Source organism: Arthrobacter sp. CJL-S3 (genome assembly GCF_056711635.1).
Genome location: NZ_CM160046.1, coordinates 3,321,062 through 3,345,536 on the forward strand (window position 1 = coordinate 3,321,062; position 24,475 = coordinate 3,345,536).

The window sequence follows — 24,475 nt, forward strand, 5'->3', positions numbered from 1 at the left end:
ACGGCCATGCGGTATGATGAAAACATCATTTCATCAATTCACTGCCGGGTTCACGGATCCGCAGTGACGAGAAAGCCCAGGCAGCGATGATTTCACCAGCGCAGACCCCCTTGTACGAGATCAAAGCGAACCTGTTCAAGGCCCTCGCCCATCCGGCGCGGATCCGGGTGCTCGAACTGCTGTCCGCAGCGCCGGACAACGCGGCGCCCGTCAGCTACCTGCTGGCCGAGACGGGCCTAGAGGCCTCCCACCTGTCCCAGCACCTCGCCACCCTGCGGCGGCACGGGGTGGTGACCTCGTCCCGGACCGCGAACGCCGTCACTTACCGGCTGGCCCATCCGAAGATCGCCGAACTGCTGGCCATCGCCCGGACCTTCCTCCTGGACACCCTCGCCGATTCCAACGAACAGCTCAAACTCGCCCAGGGACTCCCCAGCGAGCATCTCCAGGGTTCCGCTTCATGAGTGCCCTGCCGGGCACGCTCACCCGGTTCCTGCCGTCCCGCCGTGACTACGAGGGGCTGCGCTCATCCTGGAAAACGGATCTGCTGGCGGGAATCACCGTCGGGATCGTGGCCCTGCCGCTGGCGCTGGCCTTCGGAGTGAGTTCCGGCGTCGGCGCCGAAGCCGGACTCATCACCGCCGTCGTGGCCGGTCTGGTCGCCGCGGTGATGGGCGGCTCGCACGTCCAGGTCTCCGGACCCACCGGCGCGATGGTGGTGGTGCTGGCCCCGGTCGTTGCGCTCCACGGGGTCGGCAGCATCGCGCTGGTCTCCCTGATGGCCGGGCTGCTGGTGGTGATCCTGGGCATCAGCGGGCTGGGCCGGGCCGTGGCCTTCATCCCGTGGCCGGTGGTGGAGGGCTTCACACTCGGCATCGCCGCGATCATCTTTCTCCAGCAGGTTCCCCTGGCCACCGGCACGGAGGCGGTGCCGGGCCACAACACCCTGCTGGCCGCCTTCGAGAGCGCCTCGCAGGCCACGCTGCCCACCGTTCTTCAGACGCTCGGCGTCGTCGCGGGGGTGGCGGCCGTGATGTTGCTGCTCCCGAAGCTGAAGAAGGCCCTGCCCGCGAGCCTGATCGCGGTGCTGCTGGCCACCGTGGCCGCCGAGCTGCTGCAGCTGGACATTCCCCGGATCGGCGACCTGCCGCATTCCCTGTCGGCACCGTCGGTCCCGGCCCTGGATCCGGCCCTGCTGGGCGGGCTGCTGATGCCGGCGGTGTCCATCGCGATGCTGGCCGCCATAGAGTCCCTGCTCTCCGCACGGGTGGCCTCCGGCATGGTCGGCCCCGACGGGAGGCCCTCCGGGGCGTACAGCCCGGACCGGGAGCTGATGGGGCAGGGACTCGCCTCGGTGGCCGCGGGGTTCTTCGGCGGCATGCCGGCCACGGGCGCGATCGCCCGGACGGCGGTCAACGTCCGCTCCGGAGCCAAGACCCGGCTCTCCGCGATTGTGCACGCCCTGGTCCTGCTGGCCATCATCTATCTGGCGGCGGGTCTGGTCGGGAAGATCCCGCTGGCCGTCCTGGCCGGGATCCTGATGGTCACGGCCACGCGCATGGTGTCCCGGCGCACGGTCACCGCCATTATGGGCTCCACCCGCGCCGACGCGTTCGTGTTCGTCCTGACGGCGCTGATCACCGTAGCCTTCGACCTGATTGTGGCCATCGAGATCGGGCTGGTCGCCGCGGCCATCTTCACGCTGCGGAAGTTCGCCTCGCTCAGCGGGGTCAAGCGCGAGGAGATTCCGGGACCGCGCGAAGAGGGGGACGAGCACATCGCGATCTTCCGGCTGGACGGGGCGATGTTCTTCGGCGCCGCGGAACGGGTCCTGCAGGAAATCAGCCAGGTCAAGGACATCCAGGTCGCCATCATCCGGCTCTCACAGGTGCGGATGCTCGACGCCACCGGGGCCCACACGCTGGTGGAGGTCATCTCGGCGCTGGAGCTGCGCGGTGTGACGGTCCTGTTGAAGGGCGTCCAGCCGCAGCACCTGGAGCTCGTGACCAACGTCGGGGTGATCCGCTCGCTGCGGCACCACAAACACCTGTTCACCACCCTGCCCGAGGCCGTGGCGCACGCCCGCAGCCATGTGCTGCGGAACGCGGCCGCTAACGCTTGAGGTTTTTGCGGATCGTCTGGCCGCGGACGACGATCCCGGCGATGTGCAGGACCAGGCCGAGTCCGATCACGGCCAGGGAGGCGACGGCCAGGTCCTGGTTGCCGGAGCTGTTGCCGACCAGGTTCAGGACGATGCCGACGCCGAGCAGGCCCATGGCACTGAAAACGAGCACCTTGTAGGTGGTTGGGGCGGAGTCCCAGAATTCTTTCAGCACCGTGCCAGTCTACTGGGGGCCGCCGGCCGTCCTGCGACACTCACAGTGCCTGTCGACACCCGGAATACCCTGCGACGCCCGAAATACCTGGCGACGCCGGAATACGGGCGCGTCCGGTATTCTGCGCGTCGCGGGGCGCCTTCCGCGTCAGAACCGCGTCAGAACACTGTCAGAACAGGGCTTCCTGGACCGCCGGGACGCCGGAGCCATGGTCCCCGAGCTCAATCGTGCGCGCCTTCAGCTGCCCGAGGTTGACGACGAATTCGAGATCGGCGCCGTCGAGCCGGGCCAGCGCGATGCTGCCGCTCAGCGAGTCGATCCGGAACCCGTGAGCTCCGGTGCTGAGCTCATGCGGGTAGGCGTGCCGGGCAGCCGGTGCGCAGACCTCATCCGACAGGCCCGGCCGCTGCCAGTGCTCGTCCACGACGCCGAAGCCGCCGCCCCCGGCTCCGGCCAGCAGCGCGCGGACCTCTGCGGCCAGCCGGCTGTTCCGGGCATCCAGTTCGGCGGCGGGCGCCGGCCCGGTAAGGGCTGCGGCTTTGGCGGCGGAGCGGATCTGCTGGGGGATGCCGGCGTCGCGGGTCACCAGGTCCTCGAGGTTCCTGACCACCCGGCCGTCGTCGGCGCGGGCGACGTAGCGGGCGGCGACGGCGCCCTGCTCCGCGAGCCTCTTCCATTTGCGCAGGTTCGCCGCGGTGCCCACCTTGCTGGCGCCGTTGGCGAAGGTGGCGATGTAGAGCCAGTGCGGCTGCATCAGGTAGGCCCGCAGCCCGGGCGGGACACGCCCCCCGCGGTGAAAGTCGTGGATGAGTCGCGAGTCGTCCACGACGAAGCACCGCTCGCACTGGCTGCCCTTCACGGCCGGTGCACGGTCCGGGCAGAGGACGTGATCGCGGTCGGCGGGCCCGTGGACCAAGTGGTGTCCGAGGCAGTGCTTCCCCGCGGCGGCGAGCCGGAAGCCGAGCCGGGTTCCGGCGTCGAGCGGCAGTTCGGTGAAGCCGCCGTCAGGGTCCTGCAGGCGCAGCGCCGGGGGCCCGCCGCCGGGCTCGCCCGCCGGACCGGCCTGGCCGGCGGGGCCGGCGGGGCCGGCATCCCAAAAGACCCCGTGGACCAGATAACGGGTATCGGTCACGGGGTCTCCTTGGGTCGGGGCAGGCTACAGGGCCGGCTGCACCCCAAAGGCTACCGCGAGCTTCATGATCTTCTCGGCACGGCCCAGGCGGGGCAGGTCGGAGCCGTCGCGGATGACGCGGCCGTTGGCCTCGAAGTCGGCCATGAAGTCGGTGGCCCAGGCGACGTCGGACGGCGTCGGGCTGATGACCTCGTTGATGACGTGGGTCTGGTCGATCGCGAGGCAGAGCTTGCCGGTCATGCCCATCATCACGGTGATCCCGGTCTGCTCGCGCAGGATCGGGTGGTTGGTGCCGACGGTGGGGCCGTCGATGGGGCCCGGCAGGTTCCCGACGCGGCTGGCCACGACGAGCTTGGCGCGCGGGTAGGCCATGGCCTCGGGGGTGGCGGCCATGCCGGTGTCGCGGCGGAAGTCGCCCGAGCCGAAGGCCAGCCGGAACGCGCCCTGGGCCTTGGCGATGTGGTTCGCTTCCTCGATGCCGACGGCGGATTCGACCAGCGGGATGACCGGCGTCTTGCCGTCCATGCGGTGGAAGCTCTCGGTGACCTGGTCCGCGGACTCGGTCTTGGCCAGCATCACGCCGAGCAGGCCCGGGGTGCCGCGGAGCCCGGCAAGGTCATCGGCCCAGAAGGGGCTCGTGGCGTCGTTGATCCGGACCCAGGCGCTGCCGCCGGCGGTCAGCCAGTCCACGACGTGTCCGCGGGCCTGGTCCTTCTGCGAGGGGTCCACCGCGTCCTCGATGTCCAGGATGATAGCGTCCGCGCGGGAGGCTGCCGACTGGTCGAAGAGCTCGGTCTTCATGGCATTGACCAGCAGCCAGGAGCGGGCGATTTCGGCGGGGATGTTGCGTTGGGTCCGGAGGGTCCCGGCAGTGGTGGTGGAAGTCATGTATCTACGCTATCCGCCCGGGGGCGTTTGCGGTTAAGCGATCCGGCCCTCCGGGGCGACCATTACGACCAAAATCACGTCCCCGCCCATCTGACTGGCAGCAGGGGCCGTTCTCGGCTGTCAGAACGGCCCCCTGCTGCGAGTTACATGGGTGGAGCGGGCCGCTAGGGGATGTTGCTGCCGCGCGCCGTGACCCAGAGCCGGTACCACTCGGCCCGGGTCATGGCCGCGGCGACCCCCGCCGCGTCCGCGCAGGCCCGGATGCGGTCCGGCCGGGCGGAGCCGATCACCGGGGCGATGCCGGCCGGGTGCTTCATCAGCCAGCCCAGCACGACCGATTCCCCCGTCGTCTTTTTCTCCGCGGCCAGCTGCGCCACGAGCCCGGCGGTCGCTTCCTCCGCGGCCGACGGCGCCGCGGCCGGGGCCCCGGTGTAGAGGCCCCGGGCCAGCGAGCCGTAGGCCTGCAGGGTGATGCCGTGCCGGACACAGTGCTCCACGGTGCCGTGCGGGAAGCTGTAGTCCGTCCCCTCGGCATGGTTGACCAGCACCGTGCTCTCCAGCCAGGCGCGTTTGAACAGGCTCATCTCCAGCTGGTTGGCGACCACCGGCGTCTCAAGCCGGTCCTGCAGCACCTCGATCTGCGCCCCGGACATGTTGGACACGCCCAGCGCCCGGACCTTGCCTTCGGCCATCAGCTGCCCGACGGCGGAGGCCACCTCCGCGGGGTCCATCAGCGGATCGGGGCGGTGGAGCATCAGCACGTCCACGTAGTCGGTGCGGAGCCGGCCCAGGCTCTCGTTGACCCGGGCCAGGATGGCGTCCCGGCTCAGGTCGTAGTAGCCCTCCAGGCCGTGCTCGTTGAGCCTGATGCCGCACTTGGTCTGCAGCCGGATCCGGTCGCGCAGCCCCGGGGTCTGTGCCAGCACCTCGCCGAACACGGCCTCGGACTTGCCGCCGCGGTAGATGTCGGCGTGGTCGAACAGGGTGATGCCGGCCGCCAGGGCGGCGTCGACGGCGGCAGCCGCCTCGTCCACGTGCGCGGACGAGTGCGGCTCCGGCGACCAGCTGCCGCCCAGGCCCATGCAGCCGTAAATCAGTTCCTGGGCCGGCTGCCCGGCGGGACGACCGGTTTCCCGGCCGGCCGGGGAACTCACCGCAGCCAGACGGTGGTGCTGCCCGGCAGGAGGTTCTTCTCCAGCGGTCCGCTGCTGAGCAGCACAGTTCCGGCGGGCAGCTCCACGGGTTTGTCACCGAAGTTGGTCACGGTCTGCCAGCCGCCGGGGCGGCTGAAGTGCAGCACCGCGGGGCTGGCCGTGGTGTGCCACTGCAGCTCTTCGGAGGTCTGCAGTTCCCGGCGCAGCTTCAGCGCCTGGCGGTAGAACTCCAAGGTGGAGCCCTCCACGCCGTCCTCGGCGGCGACGGCGTACCGGCCGAACCACGCCGGCTGCGGCAGGTGCGCCCCGCCGTCGCCGAAGCCGAAGGAGCTGCCCTCGGCGGCCCAGGGCAGCGGCACGCGGCAGCCGTCCCTGCCGATCTCCACGCCCTTGTTGCGGAAGAAGGTCGGGTCCTGCCGCTCGGCGTCGGGGATGTCCGCGACTTCCTGGAGCCCCAGCTCCTCGCCCTGGTACAGGTACGCGGACCCCGGCAGCGCCAGCATCAGCTGGGTGGCCGCGCGGGCACGGCGCAGTCCGAGCTCGACGTCGAGCTCTTCAGCCGGGGCGCCGGCCAGCAGCCAGCCCTTGCCGTCCTGGCCCTTGGCGTGCTTGCCACCGCCCTTGGGCAGCCCGTAGCGCGTGGCATGGCGGACGACGTCGTGGTTGGAGAACACCCAGGTGGAGGAGGCGCCCGACTCGGTGGCCTCGGCGAGGTTCCGGGTGATGATTTCGCGGAATTCGTCGGCGTCGAAGTCGGCCTGGAGGAGGTCGAAGTTGAACGCCTGGCCCAGGCCCTCCGGGCTCGCGTAGCGGCCGCGGCGGCTGGCGTGGACCCAGGCCTCGGCGACGGCGGTGCGCGGCGGGTTGTATTCGTTGAAGACCTCGCGCCACTCGACGTAGATCTCGTGGACCTCGTCGCGGTCCCAGAACGGGTGCGAGCCGTCGTCGAAGCCGTCGGTGCCGCTGTTGGCCTCGCTCAGCTCGACCTTGGACAGCAGCGGCTCGGTGAGGTCCTTGGTCAGGGCGTGCGCGACGTCGACCCGGAAGCCGTCCACGCCGCGGTCGGACCAGAAGCGCAGGGTCTTGAGGAAGTCGTCGCGGATTTCCCGGTTGGACCAGTTCAGGTCCGGCTGTTCCTTGGCGAAGATGTGCATGTACCACTGGCCGGGGGTGCCGTCCGGCTCGGTGATGCGTTCCCAGGCCGGGCCGCCGAAGACGGACTCCCAGTCCGACGGCGGGAGCTCGCCGTTCTCACCCTTGCCGTCGCGGAAGATGTAGCGTTCCCGGGCGTCGGAGCCGCGCGGGGAGGCGAGGGCTTCCTGGAACCAGGCGTGGCGGTTCGAGGAGTGGTTGGGGACGATGTCGGCGATCAGCTTGATGCCGGCAACGTGCAGGGCGGCGGACATCTCATCGAAGTCCTCCAGCGTTCCCAGCTTGGGGTCCACGTCGCGGTAGTCATCGACGTCGTAGCCGCCGTCCGCGAGGGCCGAGGGGTAGAACGGGCTCAGCCAGACGGCGTCGATCCCGAGCTGCTTGAGGTAGGGGACCTTCGCCGTGATGCCCTTGATGTCGCCGAGTCCGTCGCCGTTGGAGTCGGAGAAGCTGCGCGGGTAGATCTGGTACACGGAAGCCTGCCGCCACCAGTTGGGGTCGGCGGCGAGATCGGAACCGGACAGGGTTGCCAGCGTGGCGGTGTTGGACAAGGGGAGATCCTTCGGGTTCGGAGCGGTGCTTCTGATAATTTAGATACAAGCTAAATATATTGCCGGATCAATTATGGGTCCGCAGTCACGGGGAGGTCAAGATTCTGATGCCGCACGCAGCCGCCGCCACGCCCCAGCTGCTGCGCCGGGTCAACGCCCGCTCCGTGCTCGGCGTCATCCGGACCACGGAGGTGGCCACCGGGACCGAGCTGATGGCCCGGACCGGGCTGACGCGGGCCTCGGTGATCTCCGTCTGCGAGGACCTGATCCGCCGCGGCTGGATCCGTGAACTGGAGTCCCGCGACGAAGAGCAGCCCGGGAGTCCGCGCAAGGGGCGCCCGGCCCGGCGCTTCGAGCTCAACAGCGGCGCCGGGTATGTGCTGGGCCTCGACATCGGTGCCGCCACCACCACTGCGGCGGTCGCGGACCTGCGCGGCACCATCCTCGGTCGATCCAGCGAGAGCTTCCGGGCCGCCGACATCCCCGCGGAGGAGCGCATCGACGTCGTCGACCGTGCCTGCCGCCGGGCGCTGTCCGCCGCCGGGACGGGCCCGGACAAGGTCCTGGCCGTCGGTGCGGGCATCGCCGCCCCCGTGGACCGTGACGGCAACGTGCTGGTCACCCAGCATTTCTGGAGCCTGTTCGACGTCGGGCTCCGCGCGGCACTGAACGAGCTGCACGGCTGGACGGTACTGCTCGAGAACGACGCGAACCTGGCCGCCCTGGGCGAACGCTGGCGGGGCTCCGGCGCCGGCGTCGACGATCTCGTGGTGCTGCTGGCCGGCGAACGGCTGGGCGCCGGGGTGTTGGAGTCCGGGCGGCTGCTGCACGGCCGAGGCGGCGCGGCCGGCGAAATGGGCTACCTGGACCTGGTCGAGGGCGTCGGCTCCAGCGACGGCATCGCCAGCCTCGCCCGGCAGTGGTCCGCCGCCGGCGGCGGCCCTGCCGCGGGCGGTGCGGCGAGCGCGCGCCGTGTGTTCGAGGATGCCGCCGCCGGGGACCCCGCCGCGCTGGCCATCCTGGCGCGCATCTCGGACCGGATGGCACGGGTGATCGCCACCGTTTCCAGCTTCGTGAACCCGGAGCAGGTGGTGATCGGCGGGGCGGTGGCCGACTCCGCCGGCGCGCTGCTGCCGGGCATCACCGCCCTGCTCCCCCGGTACACGGCGACTCCCCCGCGCGTCACGGTCTCGCCCCTGGGCGACGCGATTGTCACCGTCGGCGCCGTCCGGCATGCCCTGGACTACGTCGAGGCGAACGCGCCGGAGCTGGAGCTCGCGCGGTAGGCCCCGGCACTCTGCGGCGGGGCGCACGGCACGGCGGGCGCACCGGCTTTGCTCAAGATTAGGCAACGATTCGCTACGTAAGACGCAAGATTTTTGCAGGTTCCCTGTTCTAACGGCGCGCCATCCGTAGACTGACCTCACTTCCCGGTCTCCCGGCCGTCCTGCTGAGGATTCAGTGGGGCGGCGGTCTCATGAAAGACAAAACGTGAACTCAATACGGAAGACGACGGCGCTGTTGACAGCGTTCGTCGTTACCCTCGCCTCGCTCAGTGCTGTGACGCTCTCGCCCGCCCTCGCGGATCCGGCGCCGCCACCCACGTCGACGGCGTCTGCCACGCCCACGGCTTCGGCCGCGGCGACGGCGACGGTCTCTCCGGCTCCGGCCGCGACGGCGACTGCCACGCCGGCGCCCGGTCCGACAACGACCACGGCGTCCCCGGCCACGGTGGAATCGGAGACCCTGACCAGTCCGGAGCCGCTGTTCACGGAGGTCATCGGCGGCAGCAATCCCACCTCCAGCCACGGGACGGAAGGCCACGGGCCCAAGGGCGCCGAACAGCACACGGCGGCCACCGAGGCTTACTCCATCGCCCGGAGCGGCGACATCAAGGTGAAGCTCGTTATGGTCCAGCTGGCGGACAAGAAGGCGACCATCCCGGAGGCGGACGCCCGGGCCGCCATCCAGACCAGCAGCCAGTACTGGCAGGCCATGTCGAACGGGCGGCTGTCGATGAGCGTCGACACCGTCGAAAACAGGTCGAGCAAGGCCACCTCAACCCAGAGCTACTCCTCGATGATGAACACCATCGCCGCCGAAATCGGCTGGGTGCCCACTTCCTTCACGGCCCTCGTAGCGTTTGTGTCCACTCCCACGTTGTCCGACGGGGCCTACGGCGCCGGCTGGAGCTACAACGGAACCAGCGGACGCGTCCTCATGCCGCTCCCGGCAGCCCTGACCAAGAGTGTGCTGACCCACGAGTTCGGGCACGTCCTGGGGCTGATGCATGCCAACCGGCTCCGGTGTGGCAACGGGGCCGTGGATACCGCCAGCAACGCGGACGGAACGTTCGCCAACGGCACGTGCAGCATCGAGGAGTACAAGGACAACCTGGACCTGATGGGGGTCTCGCAAAGCAGCCAGCCGGTGGTCAGCTCCCCCATCTACCAGTTTGGCGGATTCGGTTCCGGCAACGAGGTCAGGGACCTGGGGAAAGCGGTGGGCAAGAACTCCTACCAGTTGAGAGCCTGGGGAAGCGCGGACGACTACCGCGCGGTGAAGTTCTCGGATCCCATCAGCGGGGAGACCTACTATCTGGAGCTGCGTCTTCCGGTGGGCAACGACGCGGCAACCGCCCTCAACGGCAACCGCGGGGTGAAGGTGGTCCAGGCCTACGGCGCAGGTTCCATCGCGCTGCAGCCCAGCACCACCACGTTCAACGGCTACTACAGCTACAACCAGGCCTGGCAGGCCGGCCAGAGCTTCACCTCGCACGCCGGCACACGGGTCACCATCGACTGGGTCTCGGATTCCGCTGCGGGGATCACAATTGATGCGATGCCTCCGGCCAAGCCCCTGCTGGTCGCCCCCGGCGATTTCAACGGCGACGGAATCTCTGACCTCATGCAGCGCAAGGTCAACGGCGAGCTGTGGCTCTACCCGGGCGACGGCACCGGCAAGTCCCGGGCCGGCCAGCGGATCGGCACCGGCTGGGAAATCTACAACAGCATCCTCGGCACAGGCGACTTCAACGGGGACGGCAGGAACGACCTCGTCGCCCGGAAGTTCGACGGATCGCTGTGGTTTTACGCCGGGACGGGAAGTGTGTCGGCAGGCAACGAGGGGTACGCCGCCGCCGTCAAGATCGGTGAATTCGGCTGGAATGCCTTCGATGCGCTCCTGGGTGTCCGCGACTTCGATGGCGACGGCAAGGCAGACATCCTGGCCCGGCGCCCGGATGGCGTCCTGGTCCTGTACCCGGGAATGGGCACCGGCCGGCCGGGCACGCCCCGCGAAATCGACACCGGCTGGGAAGTCTTTGACCAGCTGATCCCGATCCACGACTTCAACGGCGACGGAACGAACGATCTGGCCGCCCGGCTTCCCAACGGTTCCCTCCTCCTGTATCCCAACTCCGGACCCGCGAAAGTCCTCCAGCCCGAGCTGATCGGGACAGGCTGGGGCATCTACACCACGGTCCTGGGCACCGGCGACGCCAACGGGGACCGGACTGCCGACTTCGTGGCGAGCCAGCCCGACGGAAACGTCTTCTTCTACGCCGGGACCGCCATGCGGGACGAGGGTTACGGCAGCGCACGGAAGATCGGTGACTTCGGCTGGGAAGTCTTCGACAACCTGACCGCCGTCGAAGATTTCAACGGCGACAAGGTCGCCGATCTCCTCGCCCGGAAACCGGACGGCACCCTGTGGTTCTATCCCGGCGACGGGAAGGGCGCCTACGGTGTGCCGCGGAAGATCGGTCTCGGCGGCTGGGAAGCGTTCAATGCGCTGGTCAGCGTCCGGGACTTCACCGGGGACGGCAAGAATGACCTCGTGGCGCGGAAACCCGACGGCACGCTCTGGATCTACCCCGGCACCGGCCGTGTCGACGCCGTCGACCCCGGTTACACGGCGCCGAAGAAGATCGGCACTGCCGGCTGGGACGCCTTCACCGCCCTGACCGGCACCGGCGACCTTAGCGGAGACGGAAAGAACGACCTGCTGGCGAGGAAAGCCGACGGCTCGATCTGGCTGTACCGCGGTACGGGCTCCGTCAGCGGCACCACCGAGGGCTACACCTCCCCGGTGAAGATCGGCGACTACGGCTGGGAGGTCTTTGACCGGCTGTTCGGTGCCGGGGACTACAACGCCGACGGTAAAAACGACGTCATCGCCAGGATGTTCGACGGCACCCTGTGGATGTACCCGGGAGACGGCACGGGGAAGCTCTCCACCCCGCGCAGAATCGGAACCGGCTGGTCCGTGTTTGACACCGTCCTGGGAGCGGGGAGCCTGAACGCGGACAGCTTCCCCGACATGGTGGCCCGCAGGCCCGACGGCTCGCTCTGGGCCTACTCGGGAACGGGCATGCAGACGAACGAGGGCTACCTCCCCCGCACCTTCACCGCTTCGGTGTTGTAGGCCGGGCGCAGGCCGCTGAGGGACCTCGCCAGTTAGCAGAAAGGGCCGGATCATCAATGATCCGGCCCTTTCTGTCGGCGGCGGGGCGGCGCCGCCGCGCGCTGACCCTGCGCCGCGGTGAGCTGACTTGCGCCGGCTAGCTCACCGGTTCCAGGGCCGCCGCCAGGGGCAGGGTGCCGTCCCGGAAGTCGATGGTGCGTCCGGCGGTGGAGGGCAGGCCCAGCACCGCCGCCGCGACGAGGGCCACGTTGGCACGGGCCGTTTCCCCGCCTCCGGAGCCTTCCGCCGGGTTGACCTCGATCAGGCCGTTGCCGGGCCCGTCAGTGAGCGCTCCCGGGCCCAGGATGGTCCAGTCCAGGTCCGTTCCCCGCAGATAGGCGTCCGCCGCGGCCTTGGCCTCGGCGTACGCGAAGAAGCTGTTGTCCTCGGGGACGCCGTGATCGGGACCGGCGCCAAGGTAGGAGACCATGATGTACCGGCCGACGCCGGCCTGTGCGGCCGCGTCCATCGACCGGATGGCGGCGTCCCGGTCCACGGCGTAGGTCCGCTCCGGGCTCCCGCCGCCGGCGCCGGCGGACCAGACCACGGCGTCGTGGTTCCGGAGCGCCTCGGCGATCTCCGCCGTCGTCGACTGCTCAACATCCAGGACCGCGGGAGTGGCGCCCGTGGCCGCGACGTCCTCCCGGTGCGCCGGGTTGCGGATGAACGACGTCACGTCCATTCCTTCGGCGGAGAGGATGCGGGAGAGTTCCAGAGCCACTTTGCCGTGGCCGCCAATGATTGCGATTCGCGTCATGGACCCATTCTGTCCCACAACCCCCCGTTGCCCTATCACTCTGCGCGGCCAAAAAGCCCGGTTAGGGCCCCGAAGTGATAGCGCAACGGGGGCCGGACACACCGGTTCCGGGGGTACGCAAATGAACTGCCGATCAGCGGCCTGCGGGTAGACTCATAGCGGCTCTCCAGTCCCCCCAGCTTGGAGAGCCGGGAGCCTCCGCGCTTGAGTCTTGGACTCGCGCGGAGGCTTTCCTCACATCTGGGGCCGTGACGGGGACGCCGGCGGCACTCCGCGGCCAGCGGGTAACTCCTTGACAGATGCCGCCCTCGGAGACAGTTCTCATCTTCCGGAGACCTGGGCGTTGCGTCGAAAGGCTCTATTGACAGCCGCTTTCCGGCACGAAACTGGAGTTGAAGTGGAAGGACGGCCGTGATGAGTGTTCAGGCGGTTCGAGGCTGGCGCACTTGGATGTGGTGTCTGTGGCTGGTCGCGGCGATGACGATGTTGGCGTTCCTCGACCTGACGGCCTATGGCCTGTTGATGCCCGTCTCGGCGCTGTTGCTGGCCGTGATTTCCGGGCCCGCAGCCTGGCGGCGGCAGGGTATCGATAAATTGGATCTCGCCGTGGTGGCGGCCCTCTATATCTCCGTCGTGGCTCTGTTCCGGGTGGCCTTTACCGTATTCACTGTTACGAACGTGTTGGGCCTCTTTCTGTGTTTTGCTGCAGGGCTGGTCCTGGGCGTCGCCGGCCCCGTCTTCTACACCGTAAGACGCGGGCGGCCACTGTCCGACCTGGGACTGTGGCTCGGCAACTGGAAGCCGGCTGTAGCCCTGGGAGTGGTTCTGGCGGCCATTCAGTTCGCCATCACGCTCCTCGGGTATCCTCTGCCGGAACCGGCCGGCTGGGTTCCCTTGCTGGTTATGTCTTTGACAGTGGGCGCATTTGAAACTGTTTTCTTCCGGGGCTTCGTGCAGACCCGCCTCAGTGCCAGTTTCGGCCGGGCCCCGGGCATAGCGGTCGCGGCCGCACTGTACGCCGTTTACCACGTCGGGTACGGGATGAGCAGCGAAGGCATGGTCTTCCTTTTTGGGCTCGGCATCGTCTACGCGGTCGCGTTCGATCTAACCCGCAGCGCCCTGGTCCTGTGGCCCTTACTCACTCCGTTGGGTTCGTTCTTCAATAACCTCAACACCGGGGACATCGAACTTCCCTGGGCCTCCATCCTCGGCTTCGCCGACGTGCTGGGCCTCATGGCGGCATCGATTTGGCTGGGTCACAGGCGGCTGCAGCGCAAGGGCCAGCAGGGAGAAACGAGCACTGGAAGGCGTGGACAGAGACACGCGCCGTGAGCCGTCACTCGCGGGATCACCCGGATCCGTAACCAATGTGCTCTAGGCAAATGGTGCTAATGGGTCTATAAATCATCACGGCAACTCAGTGCGTTGTCGGCCCTCTACCCGGGCGCCGGCAGCTGAAGTTCGCCCGCACCCGAGGGGGCAAACACACCGCCAGCGCGCCGTTGCCGAAGGGAAATCACAACAGCAGGCAGTGCAGACCATAGGAGGTCAAGATGCCGAGTCTAATTCGTAAAAGCCTCGATTCGCCCGAGGAGACGCGTCCCTTCGAAGGTGGTAAGGGTCAACTTCAACTCGTCAACCTGGAACAGGGCGGCGTGGGCCGCGCCACGTTCCTACCCGGATGGCGTTGGTCCGAGCACGTAAAACCGATCGCCAAAACGGAGAGCTGTCAGGCCTCGCACATGGGATATTTCATCTCCGGTCGAATGAAAGTCGTGATGAACGACGGCGAAGAAATGGAGTATGGGCCGGGAGACTTCGCCATGATGGCACCCGGGCACGATGCCTGGGTGTTGGGAGACGAACCCTGTGTCGTGATCGACTGGCAGGGATTCGTCGACTACGCCAAACCCTGACCCCAGGGATCCCCCACCCCAGGGATCCAAAGTACGCCCCGGCCACGGCCCGGGCTTCTCACCACCCCGGCGGCGACACCGGTGATCCCCACGGGCCCCGACCCGGGTATTGCAGGGTCCTGGACAGCGCGGGCCATCCCCGCCGCATCCCGCGGCGGGGATGGTAAGGGCGAGCGATGATGATCCTCCCGCCTTCGCCGCGGTGACTTCACGGAGCGGCTCAGACAAACCACGAGGCAAGACCGATCCGGCACTCGACTGACGACCGATTCAATTCGCTCAGCGCTGGTTTCGCTCATCGACGCGCCCGGGACCTCCTGCCGATTCGCACAGCAATTCCACAGGCGATCCCTATGGAGGACACAGTCGGCGGGCCCACTATTGTTCGAACTGGTGTAGCCGCGGATGCGGCGGTGGCCGCGACTTACTGGAGTCGGTGGCGGGCGGCAAGACGTTTCGCCAACCTCTGCCCCCATGCCCATCGGCATGATCAGCCGACACAAGCCCTGAACAGTGAGGTGCCTCTAATGTCACCAAAACGCGAACCACGCTTCTGGAACCGTGAAAATACTCCCCTGATTATCCTGGGCATCGGCATCCTCCTGGTGCTGATCGCCGCCGGGATAGTCGTATGGGTTATCAATATTGCCCCGGCCATCTCTCACCTCAGTGGACCGTAGGCGAACGCGGCTCGTCGCCGTATGCAAATCCAAGAGACCACCTCGGAGCGCACTCTTCCGGAGGTACAGCAAGACCCCCGGAATCTCAAGGATTCCGGGGGTCTTATCTGTAGCGGCGGGGAGGCTCGATCTCCCGACCTCACGATTATGAGTCGTGCGCTCTAACCAACTGAGCTACGCCGCCATAAATGAGGAAAACCTGCGCGAAGCCGGTCAAAAACCGCCTTGACACAGGCCCTCATTCAGAGCCCCCCACCGGAATCGATCCGGTGACCTCGTTCTTACCAAGAACGCGCTCTACCACTGAGCTAGGGGGGCAACGAGTAAATACTTTACCGGAAGATTCCGCTCCCAACAAATCGGGGCCGGGGAAGCCCTGAAAGCGCCAAAACCGGCGGAAATCCGGGCTCCCCGGGGCCCGGCGATGGTCCGCGGGCAGCCCGGCGACGCCGCCGGACGATCGGATGTGACCAAGGGTACTTAACGAAGAACGGGCCGGCTGTTGGGCCGGCCCGTTCTCAGGGGTGAATCAGTGCGTTAGCGGCTGATGGTTACCACTTGGTGCGCGGCTTGCGGGCCGCGTCGGAGCCGACGCCACGTTCGTTGCGGTCGCTGAAGGAGCGTCCGCCACGGTCAGCGGAGGTCCGCTCGCCGTCGCTCTTGCGGAATTCGCGCTTGAAGCCGCCGTTGCCCTTGAAGTTGCCGCCGCGGTCGCCGCCGCCGGAGAACCCGCCACGGTCGCCGCCGCCGGAGTAACCGCCGCGGCTGCCACCCTGGCCGCCACCCTGGTAGCTGCCGCGCTCGCCCGAGGGCTTGCGGCCGTTGTCCAGCTCGAGGTGGATCAGCTCGCCGCCGATCCGGGTGCGGGACAGGGCCTTCAGCTGGTCGGCGCTCAGGTCCGCCGGAAGCTCCACGAGGGAGTGGTCGGCGCGGATGTCGATGCCGCCGATCTGGGCCGAGGAGATGCCGCCTTCGTTGGCAATGGCGCCAACGATGGAACCCGGCATGACGCGCTGACGGCGTCCCACGGCGATCCGGTAGGTGGCGTTGCCCTCGGTGAGCGTGCGGGTCGGGCCGCGGGAGCCGAAGCCGTCCTTGGCGCGCTCGCGCTTCTGGAATTCAGGAGCAGCAGGCAGTTCCTTGACCAGCAGCGGCTGCCCGCCTTGGGCCATCACGGCCAGTGCGGCGGCGATTTCCGAGGCCGGAACGTTGTGCTCTTCCTCGTAGGAGGCGATGAGGTCGCGGAACGACGAAACATCCTCGGAGGCGAGGGTCTCGGTGATCTTTTCCGCGAACTTGCCCAGGCGCAGGGTGTTGACCGACTCGGCGGTGGGCAGGTGCATCTGCTCCACCGGCTGGCGGGTCGCCTTCTCGATGGACCGCAGCAGGTACTTCTCCCGCGGGGTCATGAAAAGGATCGCGTCGCCGGAACGGCCTGCGCGGCCGGTGCGGCCGATGCGGTGCACGTAGGACTCGGTGTCGTGCGGGATGTCGTAGTTGACCACGTGGCTGACGCGCTCAACGTCAAGGCCGCGGGCCGCGACGTCGGTGGCGACCAGGATGTCGATCTTGCCGTCACGCAGGGCCTCGACCGTACGCTCACGCTGCTGCTGCGGGATGTCGCCGTTGATGGCGGCGGCCTGGAAGCCCCGTGAACGCAGCTTGTCGGCGAGGTCCTCGGTGGCCATCTTGGTGCGGACGAAGGCGATGACGCCTTCGAACGGCTCGACCTCGAGGATGCGGGTCAGCGCGTCGAGCTTGTGCGGGCCCATGACCTGCAGGTAGCGCTGGCGGGTGTTGGCGCCCGTGGTGGTCTTGGACTTGACCTGCACCTCGGCCGGGTTGTTCAGGTACTGCTTGGACAGCCGGCGGATCTGGCTCGGCATCGTGGCGGAGAACAGGGCAACCTGTCGGCCCGCGGGGGTCTGCTGGAAGATCTGCTCCACGTCTTCGGCGAAGCCCATGCGGAGCATCTCGTCAGCCTCGTCCAGTACCAGGTACTGGAGTTCGGACAGGTCGAGGGAACCCTTGGTGATGTGGTCGATCACGCGGCCGGGGGTACCGACAACAACCTGGGCGCCGCGGCGCAGGCCGTTGAGCTGGGGGCCGTAGGCGGAGCCGCCGTACACCGGCAGAACGGTGAAGTCGTCGATGTGCTTGGCGTAGGAGGTGAAGGCCTCGGCGACCTGAAGGGCGAGCTCACGGGTCGGAGCGAGCACCAGGGCCTGGGTCTTGCGGGACGGGCCGTTGAGGTCGTGGAGCTCGGCCAGACGGGACAGCGCCGGTACTGCGAATGCTGCAGTCTTACCGGTGCCGGTCTGGGCCAGGCCCACGACGTCGCGGCCTTCGAGCAGCAGCGGGATGGTTGCTGCCTGGATCGGGGACGGCTTCTCGTAGCCAACGTCCTGCAGGGCAGCGAGGACGCGGCCGTCGATGCCGAGGTCCACGAACTTGACGCCTTCTTCTTCGGCGTCTTCTTCCTTCGCGGGGGCAGCCGGGGCTTCGGCCTTCGGTGCTTCGGCGGCAGCCGGAGCGTCGGCCTGCGGTGCGGCTTCGGCAGCAGCCGGAGCGTCGTTGTTCGCAGGAGCCTCGGTGAATACCGGGGCGGAGCCGGCTGCGGGGGCAGCCGTTTCAGAAGTCTCGACGTCGGCCTGGCTAGTCTCGGTAAAGAGTTCGGTTTCGACGGAGTTGTTCTGATTTTCGGGCATAGGTGAAATATCCTCATCCATAGGGGCCAAGCGGCACAACCCGAGGTGAGCGGAGCCGCAGTACGCGTGACCGAAATCGCCGGACATACTTTGACCGGCCGGTCACATAGAAGCCCGGCGCTTTCGCAATCCCGTGGCAGGACTTCCCGCTGCATCTCTTGGCTGCTATCCCAGCAGTCTGTACAGCGTTTTCTTTAGCCGGCTCTCCCTATGAAAATGCCCGCATCTCAATGCGCGGGCCCCAACACTTACCAGTCTTGCCTCAAGAATTGGGCAGGAAATAAGGGATTTCCGGAGTGGGGGATAGTTCAATTGTAGGGCATGGATCCGCCCATGGGTAACTCAGGGGCCCACGACGGCGGTGATCCTGCGCACACGGGCGCCTGTCCCGCTACACCCCGAGGCGGCGCTGAAGCTTCGCGAACTCCCCGTGGTACTCGGGCTGGAGGCGGATCTCGCCGTCGGCGTCGGCGTCCCGCAGGGCCTCCATGTCCTCGACCGTGGGGTCGGTGAACCACTTGCCGATGGTCACCCCGTGGGTGGGGACGAAGATCCGGTGGATGTGGTCGCCGGCCTGGATGCTGCCCACCCGCACCACCCGCAGATAGGTCCCCACCCGCCCGGCATCGCCGAACCGCTTGACCCAGTGCGGTTCGTGCATCCGGCGCTGGAAGGTCGCGCAGGGGGTGCGGGGCGAGGTGACTTCGACTTCGACGTCGAGACCGATCTTCCAGCGTTCACCGATGACGGCGTCGGTGGCGCTGATGCCGGCAATACGCAGGTTCTCCCCGAAGATCCCCGGCGGCAGTTCACCGCCGAGTTCCGCGGCCCAGTAGTCCGCGTCATCCTGGGAGTAGGCGTACAGCGCCTGGTCCTCGCCGCCGTGGTGGACCCGGCTGGCCTGGACGTCACCGCGCAGCCCGAGCCTGTGCACCCTGACCGGCCCGGCCACGGGACGCTTGTCGATCGCTGTGACGCCCACGGTTCCGGGGTCGTCCAGCAACTGGTGTACGCGGCAGACGGCGAGCACAGAAGCGGTGTCCATGGCACCAGTGTAGGCCTGGGCCCCCGGGGCCGCCCACGGGACATGTCCCCCGGCACACGACCGAAACCCGCGGCGCAGGACCCCAGCGGCCCCGAAACCGGTCCGGCACCCAATCCCCGCGACGCTCCAGCCCAGTTACATTCCGGCGCAGCCCGTTATTCCCCGGGCGACACCGGCGTGTTGGCCGGGATCCGGGCCCGTGTCCGGAAGTAACCGGGCAGGAACGTCGGGCGGGCGGCGGCGCCCAGACCGTAGGATGCTGAGATGAGCAACGAGGCTGGTTTTCCCCCTGGATCTGACGTTTCCGACGTTTCCGACATCCTGGCAATCGATAGCCTGCTGAGCGCCGGGGAACTGGCCCTCCGGGAGCGGGTCCGCGATTTCACCGAGCAGCGGATCCGTCCCGGCATCGCAGGCTGGTACGACGACGGCGTCTTCCCGCTGGAGCTGGCCCCCGAGCTGGGGGAACTCGGCGTCCTCGGGATGCATCTGGAGGGCTACGGCTGCCCGGGCCGCTCCGCCGTTGAATACGGCCTGGCGGCGATGGAACTGGAGGCCGGCGATTCCGGGATCCGGACCTTCGTCTCCGTGCAGGGCTCGCTGGCCATGACCGCCATCCACAAGTGGGGCTCCGAGGAGCAGAAACAGGAGTGGCTCCCCCGGATGGCCGCCGGCGAACTGATCGGCAGCTTCGCGCTGACCGAGCCGACCGCCGGCTCGGACCCGGCCTCCATGCAAACCTTCGCCCGCCGCGACGGCTCCGGCGACGACGCCGGCTGGATTCTGGACGGCACCAAACGCTGGATCGGGCTCGCCTCGGTGGCCGACGTGCTGGTGGTCTGGGCCATGACCGACGACGGCGTCCGCGGCTTCCTGGTCCCCGCCCGCACCCCCGGGGTCACCGCGACGCCGATCGGACAGAAGCTCTCGATGCGCGCCTCGATCCAGTGTGATGTCGCGTTCGACGGCGTCCGGCTGGGTCCGGAGGCCCAGCTTCCGGCAGCCCGCGGGCTGCGCGGGCCGTTCAGCTGCCTGAACGAGGCCCGCTACGGGATCGCGTGGGGTGCGATGGGCGCGGCCCGGGACTCCTATGAGGCCGCGCTGAAGTATTCGCAGGAGCGGCTGCAGTTCGGCAAGCCCCTCGCGGGCTACCAGCTGACCCAGGAGAAGCTCGTGAACATGCTGCTTGAGATCCAGAAGGGCACGCTCGTGGCGCTGCAGCTGGGACGGCTCAAGGATGCCGGGAAGCTGCGGCCCGAGCAGATCTCGCTGGGCAAATTGAACAACGTGCGTGAGGCGATCGCGATCGCCCGCGAGGCCCGGACCATCCTGGGCGGGAACGGGATCACCCTGGACTACTCCCCGCTCCGGCACGCCGCCAACCTGGAATCCGTGCGCACCTACGAGGGCACCGACGAGGTGCACACGCTGGTCCTGGGCCAGCACATCACCGGGCTGGCCGCTTTCCGGTAGCCCGGGCGCTCAGGCGGAGAAGCCGCCGTCGGCCTTGACCAGCTGCCCCGACACCCAGCGCCCTTCGGGTGAGAGCAGGAACGCTACGGTCCCGGCCACATCCGACGGGGTGCCGAGCCGGCCGCCCGGCTGGCGCCGGGCCAGTTCTTCGCGCAGCGGCCGGTCCATCCAGCCGGTGTCCACCGGACCGGGATTGAGCACGTTGGCGCTGATTCCCATTGGTCCGAGTTCCCGCGCGGCCGCGGTCACGATCCGGTCCAGCGCACCCTTGGACGCGCCATAGGGCAGGTTGAAGGCGGTGTGGTCGCTGGTCAGGGCCACGATGGCGCCGCCCTCGGGCGGGACCTGCCGGGCAAACGCCGCGATCAGCTGCCAGCCGGCGCGCGTATTGACGGCGAAATGCCGCTCAAAGCTCTCCAGGGACGTGTCCAGGATGCCCGAGTCCACGGATTCAGCGTGGCTGAGCACCATCCCCTGCAGCGGCCCGGCCTCCGCCGCGATGGCCGCCATCAGCCCGTCCACGGCCTGCGGGTCCTGGAAATCCGCCGGCAGCGCGACGACGGCGGCGCCGGCGGCCTGCAGTTCCGCGGTGAGCCGTCCGACGTCGTCGGGCTGGACACCCCACGGCATCCGGGCGTCGTAGTCCTGCCAGTAAGTCAGCACGAGGTCCCAGCCGTCGGCCGCCAGCCGGCGCGCAATGCCCGCACCGATTCCCGCCAGCCGGCCGACGCCGGTCACCAGGACAGTCTTGCGGTGCGCCGGGGGCGCGGCGGGCCGGCGTTCGGCAGGCTGCGGCACGGCAGGCGGGGTGGCATCCATGCGGACCAGCCTAGCGGCAGGTTTCGCGCGGACGGCGCCCACACCGCGGCCCAGCCCAGCGGATCCCGCCACTTGGTTGCCGCGGCAGGCTAGGCCCGAACGGGCGCGGGCTCTTTGGCGGCGATGTCCTTGCGGATGGTCGCGCTGATGACGGCGGCGATCGTGCACATCGCGGCGGCGCCGAACCAGGCGTAGGTGTAGTGTCCGGTGGCGTCCCGGATGGCGCCGGCGGCCAGAGCCGCGGCGGCCGCCCCGAGCTGGTGGGCGGCGAAGACCCAGCCGAACACGACGCTGCCGTCCGCGCCGAAGACCTCGCGGCAGATGGCGGCGGTCGGCGGCACGGTGGCGACCCAGTCCAGCCCGTAGATCACCACGAACACGATCATGCTGGGCTGGACGGTCGCGCTTAGCAGCAGCGGCAGGACCAGCAGGCCAATACCGCGGAACTGGTAGTAGACCGCGAGCAGGATCCGGGGATTGAAGCGGTCGGTGAGCCAGCCGGAGGCGATCGTCCCCACGATGTCGAAGATCCCGACGACGGCCAGCAGGCCCGCCGCGGTCGTCGTCGACATCCCGTGATCGTGGGCGGAGGGGATGAAGTGCGTGCCGATCAGGCCGTTGGTGGTCGCGCCGCAGATCGCAAACCCGGCGGCAAGCGCCCAGAACGTCCGCACCTTGCTGGCGCGCTTGAGCACCTGCAGCGCACGGACCGCGGCATTCCGGCTCGGCTCACCGGCTCCGGCGGTGCCGGCGGCGCCCGGTCCGGCGGAGCCCGCGGCGCCCGGGCCCGACGGCGTCCCGGTCCCCGATTCGGCACCGTAGGGCAGCACCCCGGCCTCGGCCGGTGAGTTCTTCAGGAACTTCAGCACCAGCGGCACCACGGCCAGGGCGCCGGCGGCGATCAGCAGCGACGCCTGCCGCCACCCCGCGTCCTGGGCGAGGGCGGCGATGAAGGGCAGGAAGACCAGCTGGCCCGCGGCACTGCCGGCGGTGAGGATGCCGATCACCAGGCCGCGGCTCTTGACGAACCAGGTGTTGGCGATGGTCGCCGCGAAGACCAGCGCCATGGACCCGGTCCCGAGCCCGATCAGCAGCCCCCAGGTCAGCAGGATCTGCCAGGACTCGTTGACCAGAACGGTCAGGGCGCTGCCGGCCCCGATCAGCACCAGCGCCACGGACGTGACAACGCGGACGCCGAAGCGTTCCATCAGGGCTGCGGCGAAGGGTGCGGTGAGGCCGAAGAGCACCAGGTTGATGCTGACCGCGGCCGAGAGCACCGTGGTGGACCAGCCGAATTCGCTCTGCAGCGGCACCATCAGCACCCCCGGCGCGGCGCGGAAGCCCGCGGCGCCGACGAGCGCGAGGAAGGCGACCGCGGCGACGATCCAGGCGGGATGGATCCGCCGTTTGGGCGCGGGCAGCAGAGTGGTTTCGGGGGCGCTCATGCGGCTGGTCCGTTCTGATGGGCGGCGGCGGTTCCGTTCTGATGGGCCGCGGTGCCGGCCGGTGCGGCGGCGAGGGCCACAGGTTCCGGGGTTCGGCTCAGGCTGTGCCAGCTCGTGTTGCGGGCCGTGAGCCGCTCCCCGCACACGGTGCAGCTGTCCGCGGAGGTCGTGCGGGAGCCGCAGCCGGTGTGGATCACGAACATGTGGGCCTGCTCGGACGGCGCCGGAAGATGCTTTTCGGCCCAGAGCACGACGGCGTTCAGCACCGGCAGTGCGTCCTCCCCCATCGCGGTGAGCACGTACTCCTGGCGGGTGCGGCCGCCGTCGTCGTACGGCTGCCGGCTGAGCAGCCCGGCCTCGATGAGCGCCGCGAGGCGTTTGGTGAGGACCGAGTCCGCGGCCCCCAGGCGGGACTTGATCGCGTCGAAGCGGCCGTTGCCGAAGAAGACCTCACGCAGGACCAGCATGCCCCAGGGGTCGCCGAGGATGTCCAGGCCGCGGGCCATGCTGCAGTTCCGCTGGGACCAGTCGGATCGAAGTGCCATGCCGACCAACCTAGCTGACTATCTTCAAGAAAGCCAGCAATTCCGCCGGGCTGTCATTTCAAGGAATGTTTCCGCGGACACTGCCGCGAGATGCAGGCTCGGCGGGGCTGACGGGCGTCGGCCGCTTATCCGCCCGGGCGGAGCGCGGCGCGGGAGGGCCGGTAGGCCAGCGCCCAGAACACCAGCATGGCGATCCCGCAGAGCACACCGAGGCTCGCCACGATCAGCTGCCACTGGGTCTGCGGGTCCTTGCCCCATTCGGCCGCCCCGGCCATGACCGACAGGTACTTGGGCGTCAGGTAGAAGGCCAGCGCGGAGAACGCGACGATAATCCACCCGGCGAGGCGCATCCGGCCGTTCCGGGACGGCACCCGGTGGATCGCGAAGCCCATGCAGGGCAGCGCCACGGCCATCCACACCCAGTGGTGGGACCAGGACACCGGGCTGATCAGCAGCATCAGCACGGCGGTGGCCGAGACCGCGACGAAGTTCTCGTCCGCGTCCACGGCCCATGCGATCACAAGCGCGGCCACCGCGGCCAGGGCCAGGGAGAGCACCAGCCACAGCAGGCTGGTCAGGCCGGAGTCCGGGAGTCCCAGGTGCAGCAGCAGGCCTTTGACCGAGAGGTTGTCCACGTAGGCCGGCCCGCCGATCCGTCCGGTGTCCGGCAGGATCTTGGTCCAGAAGGTGAGTGAGGCCGTGGGCAGGATGGCCCAGGCCAGGCCGATCGAGCCGAAGAAGCCGGCCGCCATCCAGCCGAGCGCCTTGAAGTCGCGGCGGACCAGGAAATACAGCCCGAACGCCAGCGGGGTCAGCTTGATTCCGGCCGCGACGCCGATCAGCAGCCCCGCGGGCCAGCGGATTTCCCCGGCCCGGGCTTTGCCGTGGAGGGCGAAGTCGGCGAGGATCAGGCCCATCAGGATGATGTTGATCTGGCCGAAGTCGAAGGTGTCCCGCCACGGGCCCAGGAGCAGGATCGCGGCCGTGCCGGCCAGGGCCACGGCCCGGAAGCGCCAGTCGGCGAATGCGTTCCGCCATCCGCCGAGCCGGAAGTAGTGCCGCGCGAGCCAGGCGGACACGGTCGCGGCGCCCAGCAGGGCCGTGCTGATGAACACGAGGCCGCCGCCGTCCTGGCCCAGCGTCGCCATCGCCGCGAACAGCAGCGCCGCGAACGGCGGGTAAGTGAACGGCAGCCCGTCCCGCGGTGCGTAGAGCTCGTTGACGCCGGTCTCCCCGGTCTGCAGCACCCGGCTGCCGCCGTAGAAGTACACCTCGAAGTCGTTCATCAGCGGGATGTAGGACGAGTACAGCACCACCAGGGCGAGGACGACGGCGAGCGCGCCGGCCGCCGTAGCGAGCCAGCCGCGCATGGTGGAGGGCGTGGCCCTGATGGTGGTGGTGGTCACGGGT

At 68.7% G+C, this 24,475-nt stretch carries 20 protein-coding genes and 2 tRNA genes; 8 read left to right on the forward strand and 14 right to left on the reverse strand.

All coding sequences use genetic code 11. The features are described 5' to 3' along the window. Nucleotides 1-86 precede the first annotated feature (86 nt). Together AC06G6_RS15150 and AC06G6_RS15155 are read left to right on the forward strand one after the other, a co-directional pair. Complete coding sequence (locus tag AC06G6_RS15150) at nt 87-464, forward strand: ArsR/SmtB family transcription factor (protein WP_479823327.1); 378 nt, start codon at nt 87-89, stop codon at nt 462-464. Beyond that, nucleotides 461-2,122, forward strand: coding sequence for a SulP family inorganic anion transporter (locus AC06G6_RS15155; RefSeq protein WP_479823329.1), 1,662 nt, complete (start codon nt 461-463; stop codon nt 2,120-2,122). The genes AC06G6_RS15150 and AC06G6_RS15155 overlap by 4 nt, the downstream gene beginning before the upstream one ends. Here the strand turns inward: AC06G6_RS15155 and AC06G6_RS15160 are convergent. The 5 genes from AC06G6_RS15160 to AC06G6_RS15180 all read right to left on the reverse strand — a co-directional run bounded on the left by AC06G6_RS15160 (nt 2,112) and on the right by AC06G6_RS15180 (nt 7,213). Then, nucleotides 2,112-2,336, reverse strand: a complete 225-nt coding sequence (locus AC06G6_RS15160) for a DUF3188 domain-containing protein (RefSeq protein WP_282379689.1) — start codon at nt 2,334-2,336, stop codon at nt 2,112-2,114. The two genes, AC06G6_RS15155 and AC06G6_RS15160, sit on opposite strands and share 11 nt — an antisense overlap. Before the next feature lie 169 nt (nt 2,337-2,505). Next, nucleotides 2,506-3,468 (reverse strand): DUF2797 domain-containing protein, encoded by a 963-nt coding sequence (locus AC06G6_RS15165; RefSeq protein ID WP_479823331.1) that lies wholly within the window; start codon nt 3,466-3,468, stop codon nt 2,506-2,508. A 24-nt stretch (nt 3,469-3,492) separates the two neighbouring features. After that, complete coding sequence (locus AC06G6_RS15170) at nt 3,493-4,356, reverse strand: HpcH/HpaI aldolase/citrate lyase family protein (protein ID WP_479823333.1); 864 nt, start codon at nt 4,354-4,356, stop codon at nt 3,493-3,495. Nucleotides 4,357-4,520: 164 nt separating this feature from the next. Beyond that, entirely contained in the window at nt 4,521-5,438 is a 918-nt protein-coding gene (locus tag AC06G6_RS15175) for an aldo/keto reductase (protein ID WP_479828708.1), read from the reverse strand. A 68-nt stretch (nt 5,439-5,506) separates the two neighbouring features. Further along, nucleotides 5,507-7,213: a glycoside hydrolase family 13 protein gene (locus AC06G6_RS15180; RefSeq protein WP_479823335.1), complete on the reverse strand. Its 1,707-nt coding sequence runs from the start codon at nt 7,211-7,213 to the stop codon at nt 5,507-5,509. A gap of 107 nt (nt 7,214-7,320) precedes the next feature. On the opposite strand from AC06G6_RS15180, the gene AC06G6_RS15185 reads away from it, so the two are divergent. Together AC06G6_RS15185 and AC06G6_RS15190 are read left to right on the forward strand one after the other, a co-directional pair. Continuing rightward, nucleotides 7,321-8,499: an ROK family protein gene (locus tag AC06G6_RS15185; RefSeq protein WP_479823337.1), complete on the forward strand. Its 1,179-nt coding sequence runs from the start codon at nt 7,321-7,323 to the stop codon at nt 8,497-8,499. A gap of 205 nt (nt 8,500-8,704) precedes the next feature. Beyond that, complete coding sequence (locus AC06G6_RS15190) at nt 8,705-11,638, forward strand: FG-GAP-like repeat-containing protein (protein ID WP_479823339.1); 2,934 nt, start codon at nt 8,705-8,707, stop codon at nt 11,636-11,638. A gap of 136 nt (nt 11,639-11,774) precedes the next feature. Here AC06G6_RS15190 and AC06G6_RS15195 read toward each other — a convergent pair whose 3' ends face one another. Continuing rightward, the gene (locus AC06G6_RS15195) at nt 11,775-12,434 is read right to left on the reverse strand and encodes an NAD(P)H-binding protein (protein ID WP_479823341.1); all 660 of its coding nucleotides are present in this window, start codon (nt 12,432-12,434) and stop codon (nt 11,775-11,777) included. A gap of 414 nt (nt 12,435-12,848) precedes the next feature. Between AC06G6_RS15195 and AC06G6_RS15200 the strand changes: the two genes are divergently transcribed. The 3 genes from AC06G6_RS15200 (at nt 12,849) to AC06G6_RS15210 (ending at nt 15,030) form a co-directional block, all read left to right on the forward strand. Continuing rightward, nucleotides 12,849-13,766 (forward strand): CPBP family glutamic-type intramembrane protease, encoded by a 918-nt coding sequence (locus AC06G6_RS15200; RefSeq protein WP_479823344.1) that lies wholly within the window; start codon nt 12,849-12,851, stop codon nt 13,764-13,766. 221 nt (nt 13,767-13,987) lie between these two features. Continuing rightward, nucleotides 13,988-14,350, forward strand: coding sequence for a cupin domain-containing protein (locus AC06G6_RS15205; protein WP_307460657.1), 363 nt, complete (start codon nt 13,988-13,990; stop codon nt 14,348-14,350). A gap of 527 nt (nt 14,351-14,877) precedes the next feature. After that, nucleotides 14,878-15,030: a hypothetical protein gene (locus AC06G6_RS15210; protein ID WP_479823345.1), complete on the forward strand. Its 153-nt coding sequence runs from the start codon at nt 14,878-14,880 to the stop codon at nt 15,028-15,030. Nucleotides 15,031-15,140: 110 nt separating this feature from the next. On the opposite strand, the gene AC06G6_RS15215 is transcribed toward AC06G6_RS15210, so the two are convergent. The 4 genes from AC06G6_RS15215 to AC06G6_RS15230 all read right to left on the reverse strand — a co-directional run bounded on the left by AC06G6_RS15215 (nt 15,141) and on the right by AC06G6_RS15230 (nt 18,783). Continuing rightward, a tRNA-Met gene (locus AC06G6_RS15215) sits at nt 15,141-15,214 on the reverse strand. Nucleotides 15,215-15,276: 62 nt separating this feature from the next. Beyond that, nucleotides 15,277-15,348: transfer RNA gene (locus tag AC06G6_RS15220), tRNA-Thr, on the reverse strand. Nucleotides 15,349-15,581: 233 nt separating this feature from the next. Beyond that, nucleotides 15,582-17,738 carry a DEAD/DEAH box helicase gene (locus AC06G6_RS15225; protein ID WP_479823346.1) on the reverse strand — a complete coding sequence of 719 codons (2,157 nt, stop codon included), beginning with the start codon at nt 17,736-17,738 and terminating at the stop codon, nt 15,582-15,584. Between the two features lie 391 nt (nt 17,739-18,129). Then, nucleotides 18,130-18,783 (reverse strand): MOSC domain-containing protein, encoded by a 654-nt coding sequence (locus tag AC06G6_RS15230; RefSeq protein ID WP_479823348.1) that lies wholly within the window; start codon nt 18,781-18,783, stop codon nt 18,130-18,132. A 264-nt stretch (nt 18,784-19,047) separates the two neighbouring features. Here AC06G6_RS15230 and AC06G6_RS15235 point away from each other — a divergent pair, with 264 nt between their 5' ends. After that, complete coding sequence (locus tag AC06G6_RS15235) at nt 19,048-20,256, forward strand: acyl-CoA dehydrogenase family protein (protein WP_479823350.1); 1,209 nt, start codon at nt 19,048-19,050, stop codon at nt 20,254-20,256. A gap of 9 nt (nt 20,257-20,265) precedes the next feature. Here the strand turns inward: AC06G6_RS15235 and AC06G6_RS15240 are convergent, their stop codons facing one another. The 4 genes from AC06G6_RS15240 to AC06G6_RS15255 all read right to left on the reverse strand — a co-directional run bounded on the left by AC06G6_RS15240 (nt 20,266) and on the right by AC06G6_RS15255 (nt 24,471). Further along, nucleotides 20,266-21,075 (reverse strand): SDR family oxidoreductase, encoded by an 810-nt coding sequence (locus AC06G6_RS15240; protein ID WP_479823352.1) that lies wholly within the window; start codon nt 21,073-21,075, stop codon nt 20,266-20,268. Nucleotides 21,076-21,164: 89 nt separating this feature from the next. Continuing rightward, entirely contained in the window at nt 21,165-22,520 is a 1,356-nt protein-coding gene (locus AC06G6_RS15245; RefSeq protein ID WP_479823354.1) for an MFS transporter, read from the reverse strand. Beyond that, nucleotides 22,517-23,065 (reverse strand): winged helix-turn-helix transcriptional regulator, encoded by a 549-nt coding sequence (locus AC06G6_RS15250; RefSeq protein ID WP_479823356.1) that lies wholly within the window; start codon nt 23,063-23,065, stop codon nt 22,517-22,519. The genes AC06G6_RS15245 and AC06G6_RS15250 overlap by 4 nt, the downstream gene beginning before the upstream one ends. A 125-nt stretch (nt 23,066-23,190) precedes the next feature. Then, entirely contained in the window at nt 23,191-24,471 is a 1,281-nt protein-coding gene (locus AC06G6_RS15255; protein ID WP_479823358.1) for a glycosyltransferase 87 family protein, read from the reverse strand. Between the last annotated feature and the right edge of the window lie 4 nt (nt 24,472-24,475).

Excerpts from the sequence above, each read along its gene's own strand:
- AC06G6_RS15155 (WP_479823329.1), top strand. The coding sequence starts at position 461 with ATGAGTGCCCTGCCGGGCACGCTCACCCGGTTCCTGCCGTCCCGCCGT.
- AC06G6_RS15170 (WP_479823333.1), bottom strand. The coding sequence starts at position 4,356 with ATGACTTCCACCACCACTGCCGGGACCCTCCGGACCCAACGCAACATC.
- AC06G6_RS15235 (WP_479823350.1), top strand. The coding sequence starts at position 19,048 with ATGAGCAACGAGGCTGGTTTTCCCCCTGGATCTGACGTTTCCGACGTT.
- AC06G6_RS15150 (WP_479823327.1), top strand. The coding sequence starts at position 87 with ATGATTTCACCAGCGCAGACCCCCTTGTACGAGATCAAAGCGAACCTG.
- AC06G6_RS15175 (WP_479828708.1), bottom strand. The coding sequence starts at position 5,438 with ATGGGCCTGGGCGGCAGCTGGTCGCCGGAGCCGCACTCGTCCGCGCAC.
- AC06G6_RS15210 (WP_479823345.1), top strand. The coding sequence starts at position 14,878 with ATGTCACCAAAACGCGAACCACGCTTCTGGAACCGTGAAAATACTCCC.
- AC06G6_RS15195 (WP_479823341.1), bottom strand. The coding sequence starts at position 12,434 with ATGACGCGAATCGCAATCATTGGCGGCCACGGCAAAGTGGCTCTGGAA.
- AC06G6_RS15245 (WP_479823354.1), bottom strand. The coding sequence starts at position 22,520 with ATGAGCGCCCCCGAAACCACTCTGCTGCCCGCGCCCAAACGGCGGATC.
- AC06G6_RS15240 (WP_479823352.1), bottom strand. The coding sequence starts at position 21,075 with ATGGATGCCACCCCGCCTGCCGTGCCGCAGCCTGCCGAACGCCGGCCC.
- AC06G6_RS15200 (WP_479823344.1), top strand. The coding sequence starts at position 12,849 with ATGAGTGTTCAGGCGGTTCGAGGCTGGCGCACTTGGATGTGGTGTCTG.
- AC06G6_RS15250 (WP_479823356.1), bottom strand. The coding sequence starts at position 23,065 with ATGGCACTTCGATCCGACTGGTCCCAGCGGAACTGCAGCATGGCCCGC.
- AC06G6_RS15185 (WP_479823337.1), top strand. The coding sequence starts at position 7,321 with ATGCCGCACGCAGCCGCCGCCACGCCCCAGCTGCTGCGCCGGGTCAAC.
- AC06G6_RS15205 (WP_307460657.1), top strand. The coding sequence starts at position 13,988 with ATGCCGAGTCTAATTCGTAAAAGCCTCGATTCGCCCGAGGAGACGCGT.
- AC06G6_RS15225 (WP_479823346.1), bottom strand. The coding sequence starts at position 17,738 with ATGCCCGAAAATCAGAACAACTCCGTCGAAACCGAACTCTTTACCGAG.
- AC06G6_RS15230 (WP_479823348.1), bottom strand. The coding sequence starts at position 18,783 with ATGGACACCGCTTCTGTGCTCGCCGTCTGCCGCGTACACCAGTTGCTG.